This is a genomic window from Clostridium sp. 1001271st1 H5, from assembly GCF_005845215.1.
Lineage (GTDB): Bacteria > Bacillota > Clostridia > Lachnospirales > Lachnospiraceae > Enterocloster.
This window is the reverse complement of record NZ_SPHO01000002.1, coordinates 1-15,571: the sequence shown is the minus strand read 5'-3', so window position 1 is coordinate 15,571 and position 15,571 is coordinate 1. Positions and strand designations below refer to the sequence as shown.

At 52.1% G+C, this 15,571-nt stretch carries 14 protein-coding genes; 4 read left to right on the top strand and 10 right to left on the bottom strand.

Translation table 11 applies throughout. The features are described 5' to 3' along the window. Positions 1-3 precede the first annotated feature (3 nt). The 3 genes from FGS84_RS03315 to FGS84_RS03305 form a co-directional block, all read right to left on the bottom strand. Positions 4-714 (bottom strand): MBL fold metallo-hydrolase, encoded by a 711-nt coding sequence (locus FGS84_RS03315; RefSeq protein WP_138306261.1) that lies wholly within the window; start codon positions 712-714, stop codon positions 4-6. Positions 715-885: 171 nt separating this feature from the next. Next, entirely contained in the window at positions 886-2,235 is a 1,350-nt protein-coding gene (locus FGS84_RS03310; RefSeq protein WP_347563778.1) for an MATE family efflux transporter, read from the bottom strand. A 175-nt stretch (positions 2,236-2,410) separates the two neighbouring features. Continuing rightward, the gene (locus FGS84_RS03305) at positions 2,411-3,961 is read right to left on the bottom strand and encodes an AbgT family transporter (RefSeq protein ID WP_347563777.1); all 1,551 of its coding nucleotides are present in this window, start codon (positions 3,959-3,961) and stop codon (positions 2,411-2,413) included. A gap of 349 nt (positions 3,962-4,310) precedes the next feature. On the opposite strand from FGS84_RS03305, the gene FGS84_RS03300 reads away from it, so the two are divergent. After that, positions 4,311-5,555 (top strand): dicarboxylate/amino acid:cation symporter, encoded by a 1,245-nt coding sequence (locus FGS84_RS03300; RefSeq protein WP_138306259.1) that lies wholly within the window; start codon positions 4,311-4,313, stop codon positions 5,553-5,555. A gap of 131 nt (positions 5,556-5,686) precedes the next feature. Here the strand turns inward: FGS84_RS03300 and FGS84_RS03295 are convergent, their stop codons facing one another. The 7 genes from FGS84_RS03295 to FGS84_RS03265 form a co-directional block, all read right to left on the bottom strand. Next, positions 5,687-7,204, bottom strand: coding sequence for an AAA family ATPase (locus tag FGS84_RS03295; RefSeq protein WP_138306258.1), 1,518 nt, complete (start codon positions 7,202-7,204; stop codon positions 5,687-5,689). 26 nt (positions 7,205-7,230) lie between these two features. Further along, positions 7,231-8,631: a VWA-like domain-containing protein gene (locus FGS84_RS03290; protein ID WP_138306257.1), complete on the bottom strand. Its 1,401-nt coding sequence runs from the start codon at positions 8,629-8,631 to the stop codon at positions 7,231-7,233. Next, positions 8,628-9,056 carry a DUF3783 domain-containing protein gene (locus FGS84_RS03285; RefSeq protein WP_138306256.1) on the bottom strand — a complete coding sequence of 143 codons (429 nt, stop codon included), beginning with the start codon at positions 9,054-9,056 and terminating at the stop codon, positions 8,628-8,630. Before FGS84_RS03285 ends, FGS84_RS03290 begins: the two co-directional genes overlap by 4 nt. A 66-nt stretch (positions 9,057-9,122) precedes the next feature. Further along, entirely contained in the window at positions 9,123-9,578 is a 456-nt protein-coding gene (gene dtd, locus FGS84_RS03280; protein ID WP_138306255.1) for a D-aminoacyl-tRNA deacylase, read from the bottom strand. A gap of 17 nt (positions 9,579-9,595) precedes the next feature. Further along, entirely contained in the window at positions 9,596-11,398 is a 1,803-nt protein-coding gene (locus FGS84_RS03275) for a glycerophosphodiester phosphodiesterase (protein WP_138306254.1), read from the bottom strand. Further along, positions 11,399-12,058, bottom strand: a complete 660-nt coding sequence (locus FGS84_RS03270; protein WP_138306253.1) for a GTP pyrophosphokinase family protein — start codon at positions 12,056-12,058, stop codon at positions 11,399-11,401. It abuts the gene before it with no gap. A gap of 23 nt (positions 12,059-12,081) precedes the next feature. Beyond that, the gene (locus tag FGS84_RS03265; protein ID WP_138306252.1) at positions 12,082-12,858 is read right to left on the bottom strand and encodes a S1 RNA-binding domain-containing protein; all 777 of its coding nucleotides are present in this window, start codon (positions 12,856-12,858) and stop codon (positions 12,082-12,084) included. Between the two features lie 213 nt (positions 12,859-13,071). Here FGS84_RS03265 and FGS84_RS03260 point away from each other — a divergent pair, with 213 nt between their 5' ends. From FGS84_RS03260 to FGS84_RS03250, 3 genes are all read left to right on the top strand, one after another. Beyond that, entirely contained in the window at positions 13,072-13,878 is an 807-nt protein-coding gene (locus FGS84_RS03260; protein WP_138306251.1) for a phosphatase, read from the top strand. Beyond that, positions 13,878-14,849, top strand: coding sequence for a LysR family transcriptional regulator (locus FGS84_RS03255; protein WP_138306582.1), 972 nt, complete (start codon positions 13,878-13,880; stop codon positions 14,847-14,849). Before FGS84_RS03260 ends, FGS84_RS03255 begins: the two co-directional genes overlap by 1 nt. A gap of 152 nt (positions 14,850-15,001) precedes the next feature. Then, positions 15,002-15,418, top strand: coding sequence for a transcriptional repressor (locus FGS84_RS03250; RefSeq protein ID WP_138306250.1), 417 nt, complete (start codon positions 15,002-15,004; stop codon positions 15,416-15,418). Positions 15,419-15,571 lie beyond the last annotated feature (153 nt).

The window sequence follows — 15,571 nt, the reverse complement described above, 5'->3', positions numbered from 1 at the left end:
CTGCTACACCAGGAATTCCTCTCCCCGCCTGTGTATCTCACGTATCCTGTCCTTGTAAGCCCCGGCGCAGGGCAGGGCCCTGAACCTGGCCGCCGCCTGATAATCCTCCCAGAAATGCATGGGAAACACCACGTCCGCCCCCACCATTCTCATGAAGTCATCCATCCCCAGAAAGAAATCCTTTTCCTGCCTGGGGTCAATAAGCATAAAGGCCACATCAATATGGCGGCCGGCCAGCCGGTCCATTTCCCGGTGGAACCGCTGGCTCATCCTGATATTGTCGGCCTCCGGTTCCCCCTCCCATACCCAGTTGTTTAAATCCCCTGCGTGGTAAAGGGTCCTGCCCTCCAGGCTGACCAGAAACGCAACCCCTTCATCCGTGGACTTAAACGCCTGGATGTCCACCGGATGTCCGGCTTTGTCCTTCAGGCTCACTTCCTCCCCCGGTCCCAGGAATACGGTCCTGCCCAGGAGGTCCTCCGGCACCTGCCTGGTCCAGATATCGTCAGACAGCACATAGGTCACGTTCCCGCGGCTTTCCTCCAAATCAAATATGGAACGGGAAAAATGGTCCCCATGCCGGTGGCTGGCAAACACAAACAGCGGCTTTTCCCTGTCCGTCTCCGGAATACTGCCCTCAAAATAGTCAAACAGAAGTACGGCATGGTCAAGCTCCGCCATAAAACTGCTGTGATGGATATAAGTTATTTTCATATCGGTCATCTCCCATCCCTTCTAATATGTTTAATAGTAACATAAACCGCAATTCCCGTATAGTTATTTTATCCGGTTTTCCATTTATATACAGAAACAGGCAGCACCCGCCGGTTATCATGAACCAGCCGGGCGCTGCCCGCCGGACAACGCATCCCTGCATTCTTTTAGTTACACTGCATGGTAAAAGGTCTTCCATTTACCGCTGGCAAACCTCCGCCCAAACAGGGCGGAACGGACCGTCCAGTCCGCAATCATGGCCCACCACACGCCCACAGCCCCCATGCCGAGCCCCACTGCCAGCACATAGCTGAACCCGATACGGAATATAACCATGGACAGGATGGACACGCACATGGGAAACTTCACATCGCTGGCCGCCCTCAGCACATTGGCCAGGCAGAAGGAGGAGGGCCATAAAAATACGGCGCAGCCGTCATGAATCAGCACCAGCACGGCTCCCAGCTCCAATGCTTCTCTGGACAGTCCATATAGGCTGAGAGAAAGCGGCATAGTCAATATAACGGCTATACAGCAAAGCCCGTTGACGATATATGTAATTTTCATCATTTTCTTTGCATAGTATCCGGCCTGGTCAAAATCGCCTGCTCCCACACAGCGTCCCACCACCGTAATCATGGCCAGATTCATGGCCTGGCCCGGCAGCACGCCCATTCCGTCCAGGTTATTGGCAATGGCGTTGGCAGCTATCTGGGTGGTGCCGAACATGGCAATGATTCCCACCACCAGAACCCTGCCCAGCTGGAAGATGCTGTTCTCAATCCCATTGGGTATGCCTATGCCCAGTATCTGCTTTACCATCCTGAAATTAAATTTCCATTTTCCTCCGATAAAGATATCCAGATTCTGGCTGCCCAGCCGCACCAGAAGGATGAAGCAGGCAGTCATACGGGAAATCAGGGAAGCAGCAGCAGCGCCTGCCACGCCCCAATGGAACACAAAAATGAACAGGGAATCCCCAATAACATTGATAATGTTCATAATAATGGACGCCTGCATGGATATCTTGGAATTCCCCATGGACCGGAACAGGGCTGCACAGGAATTATAAACAGCCAGGAAGGGGTAAGACAATGCGGATATGGTCAGATAAACCAGCGCATTGGCCATCACATCCTCCGCCACCCCGCCGTAGAGCAGCACCAGCACGCCCCTGCGCAGCAAAATGCAGAGTCCCATGATGATAAGAGATAAGGTTCCGGTTATTAAAATCAGCTGATTTGCTGACTGACAGGCCCTGTCCCTCCGCCTCTGCCCCAGATACTGGGAGGATACCACGGCGCCGCCGGTTGCCACAGCTGCAAATATATTGATAAACAGGGTGTTGACCATGTCCACCAGGGATACTCCGGAGGTAGCGGCCTCCCCTGCGCTGGATACCATCATGGTATCCACCATTCCTACGGATACAGCCAGTATCTGCTCCACAATAAGGGGCAGTATCAGCCGTTTTAAATCTTGGTTGGAGAACATCCGGGCTCCGGCTTCATTTTGTTCCATCAGCAGCATACCATCCTTTGTGTCCCGCTTTTTTTCCTGAATAATCCGCGGGATGCTTTCTTAAAAAAGCCTACTCCAACCGCCATTTCCCGTCAATCTGTAATTTACCCAAAAATATGGGGCAATCAAATGGCCTCCCCGTCCGCTTTCCACAAATCCGGCAATTTCCGTAAAACTACAGCCCGTAAAACAAGGGTGAGCCCGGCCCCAGAGGCAGTCCGGACATATACCAGACAGAAAACATCGCAATCCATCCCAGGAGAAAGGCCCCTGAATAGGGCAGCATGGTGGAAATGACGCTTCCGATGCCTGCCTCCTTATCGTATTTTTGGAAAAATGCAACTGTCAGCACGAAAAAGGGCATCAGGGGCGCAATGATATTGGTGCTGGAATCCCCTATCCGGTATGCGGCCTGGGTCAGCTCCGGCGAAAGACCCAGGCGCATGAACATGGGGACAAAGACAGGCGCCATAATGGCCCATTTAGCTGAATCCACTGCTATAAAGATATTGATGCCTGCTGTCAGCACAATGAAGCAGATTACCAGGGGAAGTCCTGTAAATCCCACTGACTGGAGGAAGCCAGCCCCTTTGACGGAAATAATGGTACCCAGGTTGGAATAATTAAAGCAGGCTGTAAACTGCGACGCAAAGAAAATCAGCACCATGAAACCGGCCAGGCCGCTTATGGAATGATTCATAAGGGCCACCGCATCCCTGCTGTTCTTCACGGTGCCGGCTCCAATGCCGTATGCCAGACCGGGAAGCAGGAACAGGAGCATCATGAAAAAAATAATGCTGTCCATAAAGGGGGAGTTGAGGAAGGAATGGTTTACGGGGTCCCTAAGCAGTCCGCCGGACGGCACCGCCAGGACAGCTATGAAAACCCCATACACCAGGGCCGTGATGCCGGCCCAGGCCATGCCTCTCTTCTCATTTTCCCCGATATCTTCCACGTTTCCTGTCTCTTCAGGCACCCATGGACCCAGCCGTGGCTCCACCAGCCTGTCCGTCACAAGGGTACCCAGAACCGTGATTAGGACTGTGGATGCCACCATGAAATACCAGTTGCAGACAGGAAGTACTGTATACACGGGGTCAATCATGCGGGCTGCCTGGGTGGACATTCCTGCAAACATGGGGTCATTGGTGCCAATCAGAAGATTGGCGCTCCATCCGCCTGACACGCCTGCAAATGCCGCCGCCAGCCCGGCCGCGGGATGGCGGCCAAAGGCCATAAAAAGCACTGCCCCCAGGGGGACCAGGACCACATACCCGGTGGATGAAGCAATGTTGGACATGATACCCAGAAACACAACCACCGCAGTAGCAAGGGGTTTTGGCGTGGAGGCAGCTACCCTGCGCAGCAGGGCGGACATAAACCCGGTACCGTCTGCCACCCCCACCCCAATCATGATGGTAAAAACAGTTCCCAGTGCAAAAAAGCCTGTAAAGTTAGACACCACCGCGGTGACCATATACCGGATGCTGTCCGGTGCCAGAAGGCTCACCGCCTCCACTGTCTTCTCTGTAATCTCTCCGTTTGTGCGGTCCAGAAAATCGTATGTGACGGACAATCCCAGGAATCCGCACAGGGCGGACAAAAGGATTACAAGCCCTGTCAGTATCAGGAATATCACTGCCGGGTCAGGCAGCCTGTTCCCCACCCGCTCCACGGTATCCAGAGCGTTTAAAACAACGCCTTTTTTCTGCCCTTTATCTGCCAAAACAGTTCCTCCAATCATGCAGTAATTATGTGTTGGGTTTATCTTTCCCCTCTTTACCGTCTTATATTACACGGTCCTGTTAATTGCAGGAACCTGGCGGCGGGAAAGAGCGCCTGGGCAGTGATTTGTTATTTTGTCAGATAGTTTTTGTATGGCCGCCAATTTTATTGGCCTATAACACAACGCCGTTCCAGTTATTTCCCCCTCCGCATTATACACTTTAGATAAAAAAACCAAAAAATCTTCCCAATTTGCCGTCATTGTTTCAGAAGGCATTGTGAATTAAAATACAAGCATACAAGACATGGGAACGTGAAACGAAATGTTAGTAAAAGAAAAGGGGAAAACAATGGAGGGGAAGAAAAAAGGATTATCTCTAACAACACAGATACTGATTGCCACGGCAGGCGGTATTGTCTTCGGGTCTTTGATTGGGCCATGGGCTTCAAATTTAAAATTTATCGGCGATATTTTCATCCGGCTTATCCAGATGTCGGTCGTACTTCTGGTAATGACCGCGGTTGCAGGCGCAGTCGGAAGCGGCGACGGGCAGGATGTGGGAAAGATGGGATTTCACACCTTTAAGTGGATTATCTTTTTCACCATATTATCCGCGGGACTGGGCGTTGTACTGTCCACAGTCATTAAGCCCGGCCTTGGTATTGAGATTGCCAACGCTGAGGCCATTGCCAATGCAACAGCGGAAACAGCCTCTCTTCAGGACACACTGTTAGGCTTTGTATCCACAAATATCATTGGCTCCATGGCTGACAGCGCCATGGTTCCATGCATCGTTTTCGCATTGTTCTTCGGCACAGGCATGGGTACCTATACACGCCAGAGCGGCAACCGGAACATGGTTGAGTGGGTAACTGGTTTTAATACCATTATCACCAATATCATTAAGGCAGTCATGCATGTCGCGCCAATCGGAATCTTCTGCCTGCTGGCAAATGTGGCTGGCTCCACTGGTTTTAAGGTCATCATTCCCATGATTAAGTTCCTGGGAGTACTGCTCATAGGCGACGCAATCCAGTTCCTTATTTATGGCCCGCTGACAGCCGCGCTCTGCAAGGTAAATCCGGCTAAGATGCCTAAGAAATTCGCTAAAATGTCCATGATGGCCGTGACAACCACCTCCGGCGCAATCTGCCTTCCAACCAAGATGGAGGATGCGGTTGTAAAGTTCGGCGTAAGCCGTAAAGTCGCTGATTTTACCGGACCCATTACCATGTCCATGAACAGCTGCGGCGCAGCGCTGTGTTATGTGGCTGCTATCTTCTTCATGGCGCAGTCCACCGGTATCCAGCTGACCACCTATCAGATGGGAATGGCAATTCTGCTGTCATGTCTGATGTGCATGGGGACCATCGTTGTGCCGGGCGGTTCCGTCATCGTATATACCTTCCTTGCATCCTCCCTGGGACTGCCGCTGGAAAGTATTGCTATCCTCATTGGCATTGACTGGTTCTCCGGAATGTTCAGAACGCTTATGAATGTTGATGTCGATGTCATGGTAGGCATGCTTGTATCCAGCAAGCTGGGGGACCTGGACAGGGATGTGTTTAATGAGGTAAAAACAGTTCAGTATTAATGCTTAATCATCTGCTGCAAATAAGATAAAACAAAACGCGTGTCTGAAGCTCACTCCCCGCCATACTGCATGGACGGGGAGTGAAGCTGCAGGCACGCTTCTGTATATTTGGGGCTTATTTGCATGTTCAGTTACATCAATCTTTCTCTTATGGCCTGTTCCTGTTCGTCAAAGAGCAAATCCTTATTATACTGGTAATAGCGTTCGCACTCATATTCATCCAGGAACCGCACACACGCCTCGCTGGTATTCAGTTCCGTGACAAATATAACCATTTCCTGGCCATTTCCAAAGGCCGCCTCCATAAAGTCAAAGGCGTGTTCCAGGCAGCTGCCGCAGTCCTCCTTCATTGTCTCATAGCCGTCGCTCTGCTCCATAAATTTTTTGCGCACCCATTCCCAGGCCTGCTCCCTGTTCTCCACGGATTCCATTCTCATCTGCCGGGCATATTCCTCCAGCGTGATACGCACGCCCAGGCACAGGCGGTCCTCCCGCCTTCCTGCGAGCCCGCTTTTCTTCCTGCGGAGGCGCTCCCTTTCCAGTTCCCGGGCCAGACACCCAAGAATTCCGTCAGGCGCTGCGCCATCTGCAGACTTCCCTGTCCCGCCCATCATCTCCTGGCGGTATCTCTTAAGCTGCTCCATCAGAAGTTCCATGGTTTCATTCTTCTCCCACAGCTTCTTAAACCCTTGCGTCAGTTTAGATAAAAGCAGGCCCGCAACACTGAGGCGTTCATCAAAGGGCGCTCTGGCCACCCGGTCACACAGCTCCTGTCGTATGGTGCCCTGTAAAATCTCATCCACCTGATACTCATTCTGGTATTTATAATACAGCTCCAGGTAATTTGCGAAATCCTTTGCGATTTGGGGATGCTGGATGTACTGGCTGACCACATCCCGGTCAGCCCTTTTGTCCAGGCTTTCATATACCAGAATCAGCTGGGACAAATCTTCCCAGCCCCTTGGCGTGGCGAACAGCTTTCCGTCCACCGTTGTCTCAATCCGGCAGAAATTCTGCCCCTTGATGCTGAGGTAGGAGATAATGGCCGGGTGGATGTTCTCCCGGTACGCATACTCCTTCCACACCCCCAAATCCGGCTCCACGTCAATCCGCTTAATCCGGTCCAGGGTGACCACATCAAATTCCCTCACCGACTTGTTATATTCCGGGGGATTGCCCGCAGCAGCGATTATCCATCCCTCCGGTATCTTATGGTTTCCAAAGGTCTTGCACTGGAGGAATTGCAGCATGGTGGGAGCCAGGGTCTCGGATACACAGTTGATTTCATCGATAAAGAGAATCCCTTCCTCCAGTCCGGTTTCTTCCATCCGGTCATAGATGGAAGCCACAATTTCGCTCATGGTGTACTCCGTCACCGCATACTCTTTTTGGCCATAGGTCTTTTTTTCAATAAAGGGAAGGCCCACCGCACTCTGTCTGGTGTGATGGGTGATGGTATAGGATACCAGCCCAATCCGGCATTCCCTGGATATCTGTTCCATAATCTGTGTCTTTCCCACTCCGGGCGGACCGATGAGCAGCACCGGCCTCTGCCGGATGGACGGTATGACATACTCCCCATTCTCATCCTTTAACAGGTATGCTTCTATGGTATCCTTTATCTCTTCCTTAGCCCGCTTAATATTCATGTCCTGTTCTCCTGCTCTGCGGGATACTAAAATGCATCCCTGTTCTGTTTTCCCGGCCTGTACTCCATGAGCTGTTCCTCCTCCAGCACCACCTTCATGGCCCAGGGCGGCACGGACTCATCGGAAAACATGTTTTCGATAAACACAAAGGCCGCGTCATAGGCGGGGGCCTGCACCGGATAGATTCCCTTGCCGTCCGTGAAATAAATAAGCCCCTTAAGGGAGGCTGCCTGACGGCTTTTCTTAAGCCCGTTCACATACTCAAATGCCGGTCTGAAATCCGTTCCGCCGCTTCCTGCAATCGCAAAATCATCCATATATGCCTTCAGCTCATCCTGACTGGTTACCAGCACATCGGACTGCACCGCGTCATCGCACTGTATGATGTGTATATGGACCTTCTTAAAATAACTCTCAGTCTCCGACAGCACATCGTAAGTCTCTTCCAGAAACCGCTTCACCAGTTCTCCGGAGCAGGACATGGAGGTGTCGATGACAATGGCAAAATCTTCTACCCGGTAAATCTCCCTGGACTCCAGCGGCTCAATCAGAGGCATGTTGCCGTAGAGGGAAAGGCCGTAGGTGTAAAACGCATAGTCAAAGGAGTCCGGGTCCACCTGCATCTCTTCCTTCAGAACCGCAAACTTCCGAAGGAACCGGCTGTAGTCGTACCGCTCCCGGTTCTCCACCCGCACTTCCTCCAGCAGGCTCCGGTTGTCCTCCGATGCGTCCTTTGAGCCTGTTTCCAGTTCTGTCTGCATCCTATCCCGGTTATCATTCCACTGGTTCTGCCTGGACCGGGCGATTTTCGGACGGCTCTCCTGTTCCCACAGGTCATGGCTGTCCACGAAAAATTCAGCTCGCAGCATATCCAGACGGCGTTCAGGAAGCTCCATCTCCAAAAGAACCCTGTAAACCCGCTCCGCAGTCAGTACCGGCGTCACAGCCCGCCCGCCGCCGCCCTTCTTTCCCGCCCTGCTTTTTTCCGCCAGGGCCTTCTCCAGCCTGAGATACATTTCCCGCCTCAGGGCACTCCTTGGCACATGGACACATTTCTGGTATAGTCCGTCAATGACGTACTCCATGGCAATATCGCAGGACAGGTCCCAGTATCCCTTATCCCTGTCCCTTCGCGTATACATATGGCAGAACAGGCAGTGGAACAGCATATGGAGGTAACCCCGGTTCACCAGCGTCCTCCCCCTTTTGTACAGCCCCAGCAGATAATCCGGCCCGTAGTAAATCAGATGCCCGTCCGTCCCCAGGCCGTCCCGTCCCCAGTCAGCCTCAAAGCCCAGGCTGCTGAGGGACACGTCCAGAAACTTCATATTCACATACAGCTCGCTTCTGGCCTGGTAGAGAATCCTGGTACACAGGGTAACCTGGTCCAGCTCCTCCAGCTGCCGTTTCCTGACAGGGTCTGTCATGACTGCCGCCCTGCTGTCATGGTCGCATGCTCTTCCTTTAATTCCTGGTACAGATGGTAAAAGGTCCACTCGCTGTTATGCTCTGTCAGCACTGCCTTAAGGGCAATCCTGGGCACGCCGGCCCTGCGCAGTCCGGCCAGCAGCATGTCCAGTCTCTGGCTTGAAAACTGTTTTAATACCATGACCTCCTCCGGTATGACCGGGAGCTCATCCGGTCCGGCTTTGATTTCCGCTGTCCCAGTTTCCGCTGCCTCAAAGCCTTCCATCCCGGCCAGGTATCCCACCTTTTCCAGAACCTGTTCCGGTCCTATATTCTTTATGCGCACGCCCATGCGGACCAGTACGCTCTTCATCATGGCCACATGCTTCATTGTCTCCGGTCTGCCCGGATTATAGTACAGCACTGTCTCCATCATCTTTGCCATGTTCTGCCATCTCCTTTCAACAGGGCCTGTCCGCCCCCCAATCCCGGCATTTCCTTCTCCCTGCGCCTACTGGCCAAACAGCTCCTGGCTGTCAAGCATCAGGGTAAAAGGCCCGTCATTGAGAAGCTCCACCTTCATGTCTGCTCCAAACCGTCCCTTTTCCACCACATCCACATGGGTTCTGCACCGTTCCATAAAGTGCTTATACAGGGACTCCGCCATCTGGGGAGCGCCCGCCTTGATAAAGCTGGGCCTGTTACCCTTGCGGCAGTCCGCATACAGGGTAAACTGGCTCACCACCAGAAGCTCTCCCTCCACATCTTCCAATGAGAGGTTAGTTTTTCCATTTTCGTCCTCAAATATCCGCAGGCGGCAAATCTTATCAGCCATCTTCTCGGCCATCTGCCTGGTGTCTCCGTCCGCAACCCCCAGAAGGATGAGAAAGCCCTTTCCGATTCTCCCCAACAATTCTCCGTCCACGGTCACGCTGGCCTGCGTTACCCGCTGTACCACTGCTCTCATATGCTTTTATCTCCTTTTTATCTCAGCATCATTTTCAGATATTCCATAAGGGTTTCCGTGGTTTCCTCCCTGTAGAGTATTTCCCTGGCCCGCACCGGATAATCCGTGATGATATTGTCCACGCCTAATAGTTTCATTTGCTCCATCTCAGTCTTGCTGTTCACGGTCCACACATGGACCGCCTTGCCCTTTTCATGGGCAGCCTCCACCAGCCTTCTGCCCGCAAAGCTGGAACGGATGCTGATAAAATCAATGTATTCATTGTCGTAATAGGTTCCGTAGGCAGCAGCCAGGATGTAGCCTGTCCTCAGCTCCGGAGCCATTTCCTTCACCCGCTCCAGATATCCCAGTTTAACCGATGTAATGACGCACTGGTCCTCCATCCCATATTCCCGGACCAGGGCAGCCACCTGTTCAGGGAGGCTGGAATCATTTCCAATGTTCTTAAGCTCAATATTCAGCTTCATGCGGCCCTTGCAGGCTTCCAGCACCTCTTCCAGGGTTGGTATACGCTCTCCTGCAAACCGGGGGCTGAAATGGCTACCCACGTCCAGCCGGCTTACCTGGTCATAGGTCATGGTTCCCAGCCGCCGGTCCACACCCGCCACCCGCTTCAGGTTCAGGTCATGGCATACCACTACAATGCCGTCCGCCGTGGTCTGCACGTCAATCTCACTGTAATCCGCCATCTCTTCCATGGCTGCCTCAAGGGCTGCCATGGTGTTCTCCGGGGCCATGCGGGAGCTTCCCCGGTGGGCCGTGACTTCTGTCCGTCCCAGTACATCCCAGTCCGGGGACGTGCCGTTGTAAACCATATCAAATATAAGAAACAGGCTGGCACCGGCCAGGGCTCCCGTTATGGTCAGTATCCATTTTCTCTTGAAATGCAGTTCATAAGGCATGGAAAAATCCCAGGGCGCCTCATGGGCATTTTTCATGCCGTACTGGTAATATACCACGGTCAGGGCTCCAAAGTCCACCAGGGGAGCCAATATCCCCCCTATGAACAGCACCACCAGTTCCAGTCTGGCGCACACAGCTGCCAGCACGGCCATGGCCGCATAGCTGTCCACAAACAGGGTGACTATAACAGCGGATACCACAACAATGACCACATACATGAGTACCAGGCCCGCTGCCAGCCCCAGATTCACAACCAGCAGCAGGATTACTGCCCTGAGGCTGCGTCCCTTTAGAAGCTCCATGCTTCTTCTGAAGCCGTCGTTAAACTGCTTCTGTTCAATCATGCAGGCAAAAAACACCAGCATGGTGGGAATCCCGATAAGCACCAGGGCCGTCACCAGCACCACCAGGCCCAGCCGGGCGGCAGGGGCGTGCAGGATTTCGTACATGACAAAATTAAGGGGCTTTATCTTAGTGAGAATCCGCAGCAGCAGATAGCTGTTCATCATCACATAATCGGCCAGGGCCAGGGGCAGAAGTTTCCAGTTCCTGCCCTTACATGCATCCCAGGCCTTACCCAGCGCTCCCCTGAATATATATACGGAATCCACCCTCATGGAATAGGCCGCAGCCTGGTAGGCTGTGATAAGGCCCCCTATTTCCACCACCATGAACACCATTCCCAGCACCGCTGCCACCAGGGCGCAGACAATGGTTGCCGGGCGCAGAAGAAAGGCCCCCATATTACTCATGGTCAGATAGCTGTATCCTGCCATGCGCAACGAGAACCTGAGGAGCTGGTTTACCAGCCTGATATAGAATGTACCTGCAACCAGCCGGAGCAATACCTCGAAAATTACCAGCTGGCGCAGGTTCAGTTTAATTACCTGGTCTGTCTCTTTTATCAATCGGTTCACTTAAGATTCTTCCGACCTTTCTTTCTGCTCCCTGGCAAATGCCGTGATGGCCTCGTTCAGTGAAAACATCTTGGCATCCAGCATATCCACCATGTCGGCGCAGGCCTTTAGTTCCTTCAGCAGGTTCTCCGGGGCATTGCCTTCAAACTTATATGCAATCTTATGTTCCAGGCTGGCCCAGAAATCCATTGCAACGGAACGGATTTGAATCTCCACCTTGGTCTCCACCGGTCCATCCGTAAGATAGACCGGCACAGTCACTACCATATGATAACTTTTGTATCCGTTAGGCTTTGGGTTCTTGATATAGTCCTTTACATGAAGGACGGTCACATCCCCCTGAGCCGCTATCATATCGGCTATCTGATAGATATCCGACGTAAACGAACATATAATCCTGATACCCGCAATATCACTGAGGCACTCCATCATATTCTCAATAGTGACCTCATACCCATCCTTTTTCAGCTTCATCACAATGCTTTCCGCTGACTTCAGTCTGGATTTGATATGCTCAATGGGGTTATAATCATAACGGTTGGCAAACTCGTTGTTCAATATTTCAATCTTTGTACCGACCTTTTTTAGTGCCGAATCATACAGAAACATCACTGAACGCCATTGGTCAACCTGGTCGTCCGCTTTGGGGATATTGGTCATTCCTATCCCTCCTTACCTTAAGCCTAGAGTTTAAGCCCCTTTAACAGGTCGCCTAACCCTGTGGATACCGAACCGGTCTCCTTGTAGTCAAATGTCTCATGCTCTTCTTTGTCTGCCTGCTGTTCTGCCAGAACCTTCATGCTCAGGCTCAGCTTGCCGTCCTGTGCGGAAAGAATCTTTACCTTCACGGTCTGTCCCTCGGTCAGAACAGCGCTGGGATGCTTGATTCTCTGGGTGCTGATTTGGGAAATGTGAAGCAGTCCGTCCACGCCGTCATCCAGCTTGATGAATGCGCCGTAAGGCTTGATGCTGTCCACAGTGCCCTCCACGATATCCCCTGCCTTGAACTGGGCCATGCGCTCCTTTTTTAACGCATCCTTTTTCTCCTTCTCCACCTCACGGCCGGAAAGCACCAGTCTCTTCTTCTCCGGGTCAACTGTAATGATAATGGCTTCCACATACTTGCCCTGCCAGTCTTCCAGTTTCTCCACATACTCTGTGGACAGCTGGGATGCCGGGATAAATGCCCGTACTTCCTCCAGGGATGTGACCACGCCGCCCTTTACCGCCTCGGAAATCTTAACCTTTACAACGGTCCTGTCCTCCATCATCTGAGCAAACTGGGCCCACTTCGCCCCATCGCCGCTCTCCTCCTCAGCAATCTGGATGTGTCTCTGGTTCAGAGTCTTGTAGGAAGCCTCCAATTCAGCTGCATAATCCTCCATGGTCTCCACGGGTGCAGCCTCCTTTACCTCTTCCGTCACTTCATTCTCCAGCTCTTTGTTCAGTTCTTCACTCATAATTACTCTCCTCGCCTTCTGTACATTTTACCAAAATATATTCCTTACCATTATAACAACAACCCACCTAATATTTCTATAGTTTTATGACGAAAATTATACCTTTTTTTATTTTTTATCGTCTTTTTACGCCTTTTCACTGTCCTGAAAATATGATATGATGCATTCAGCGGCTAAAATATCTTAACACGCCCTAGAAAGGACCTGCATTCCATGATAGATTTACTGGACCTGCACACACATACAACGGCCAGCGGCCATGCCTATAATTCCCTTTATGAGATGGTGCAGGCTGCTTCAGCCAAAGGATTATCCCTGTTTGGATGTTCCGACCATGCCCCTGCCATGCCCGGCAGCTGCCACTCCTTCCACTTCATCAATTTCAAGGTTCTGCCAAGAACCCTTTTCGGCGTCAGGCTGATGATGGGCGTGGAACTGAATATTATGGATTATGAGGGCGCCGTGGACCTGGAACAGAGCGTCCTGGAGCCCCTTGACTACGCCATAGCCAGCCTGCACCAGCCCTGTATCGACAGCGGTACGGCGCTCCAGAATACCAACGCCTATCTGGGAGCGCTTAAGAATCCCCTGATTCAGATTATCGGCCACCCGGACGACAGCCGTTTTCCCATTGACTATGACACACTGGTGGCTGCGGCCGGGGAACACCATAAGCTTCTGGAGGTAAACAACAGCTCCTTAAATCCCTTAAGCTTCCGCGTGGGAGCCAGGGATAATTATATAAAAATGCTGGAGCTCTGCAGACGCTACCGCACCAGCATCATCATAAACAGCGACGCCCACTGCGAAGCGGACGCAGGCAGCCACGCCTATGCCCACGCCCTTCTGGAGGAGGTGGACTTCCCCCAGGAACTGGTGGTCAACACCTCTCTTGACCTGCTGTGCAGCTACCTTCCCAAAGCAGCCGCCATTCTGGCCCAGCAGGAAGACGAACGGTGCGGACACCTGTACCGTCCCAGGACAGCCGCAAAAGGGAAGGCGCCGGGAGGAAATGAGTGATGATTAATTTCCTGAACCTGGAATATTTCCTGGTGGCTGCCGAAGAGCTCAACTTTACCCGGGCAGCCAGGAAGCTCTACATCTCCCAGCAGTCCCTGAGCAACCATATATCCAATCTGGAAAAGGAATTTGACGTGATTCTCTTTAACCGCACGTCTCCGCTGACCCTTACCTATGCGGGAAGGGCTTTAAAAACCAGAGCCAGGGAGCTTCTGGACCTGAGGGACGAAACCTACAAGGAAATCTCCGACATAAAGGATTTTTCCACGGGACAGCTTTCCATCGGAGTGTCCCACACCCGCGGCCGGGTCATCCTGCCGGAAATCCTGCCCACCTACCAGTCCCAGTTTCCGGGCATTGAGCTTCACCTGGCGGAGGGAAATTCCAGCCAGCTTGCCTCAGACCTTCTCCATGGCAGCATCGACCTGATGATTGACCTGCTGCCCTTTACAGCAGAGAATGTGGAGACAGTCCCCATCTGCAATGAAGAGATTCTCATGGTGGTGCCGGATGAAACGCTGGGCAAAGCATATCCGGGCCAGGTGGAGGAAATAAAGGAAAAGCTCCGCGCTGCCCCGGACATCCGCCTGCTGGAGCACTGCCCCTTTGTATTGTTAAAAAAAGGAAACCGTGTGCGCACCATAGCCGATGAAATTTTTGAGGACGCCCAGATGAGTCCCCGCATCGTGCTGGAAACGGAAAACATAGAAACCGTGCTGGCCCTCAGCGGCAAAGGCATGGGAATCACATTTTATCCCAAAATGTTCATGTCCCCGGACCCTGCCTCCCCTTCCTACCGCAGCGCGGTCCTGGAACAGAGCCGCCTGAACCTGTACTCCCTGAACTACACCCGGGCCCACGGCGTCCTGGGCATCGGCTATCACAAGGGCCGCTACATGTCCAGGGCCGCCCACGAGTTCATACGCATCGCCAAGGAACGGCTGGACTACGCTCCTAAAAATAATGCCTGATACCTGCGTTTTGCACCATATGTATGCATTAGATACCCTGCCTCCCTCATAAGATGGATGCAGGGTATTTTCAGCTCTTGACAGGGTATCCATCTTCTGCTAAAATATAAACAGTAACTATTATTATTATCTTTATAAGAGAAGGAGATGCGATGAAAGCTCTAAAGTATAGCCGTCAGAGGGAATCCATCAAAGCCTGTCTGATGAATCGCCACGACCATCCTACGGCAGACGCCCTATACGCCAGCATCCGCGAAGAATTTCCCAATATCAGTCTGGGAACGGTTTACCGTAACCTGAATCTGCTGGCTGACACCGGCGAGATACGAAAACTGACCTGCGGGGACGGTGCTGTTCATTTTGATGGAGATACCCGTCAGCATTACCATTTTGTATGCAGCGAGTGCAACCAGGTTTACGACATGGAATTAGGCGCCATGGAGGACCTGAATAAGGAAGCCCAGGAACATGCGCCAGGCATCATTGACAGCCACTACGTATTGTTCTACGGACGGTGCAACAGCTGTTTACAAAAAAAAGTTGATAAAACCATTGACAAACCAGCCTAAATGATTTATATTGATATCAGTAACAATTACTATTATTGATATCGACAACTTGTCGGGATGCCGGACATCCGTTGTACGGCTCCTGACCATCATTATAAAAAGGAAAAGGAGAATATTGATTATGAAGAAATGGGTATGTACAGTTTGCGGTTA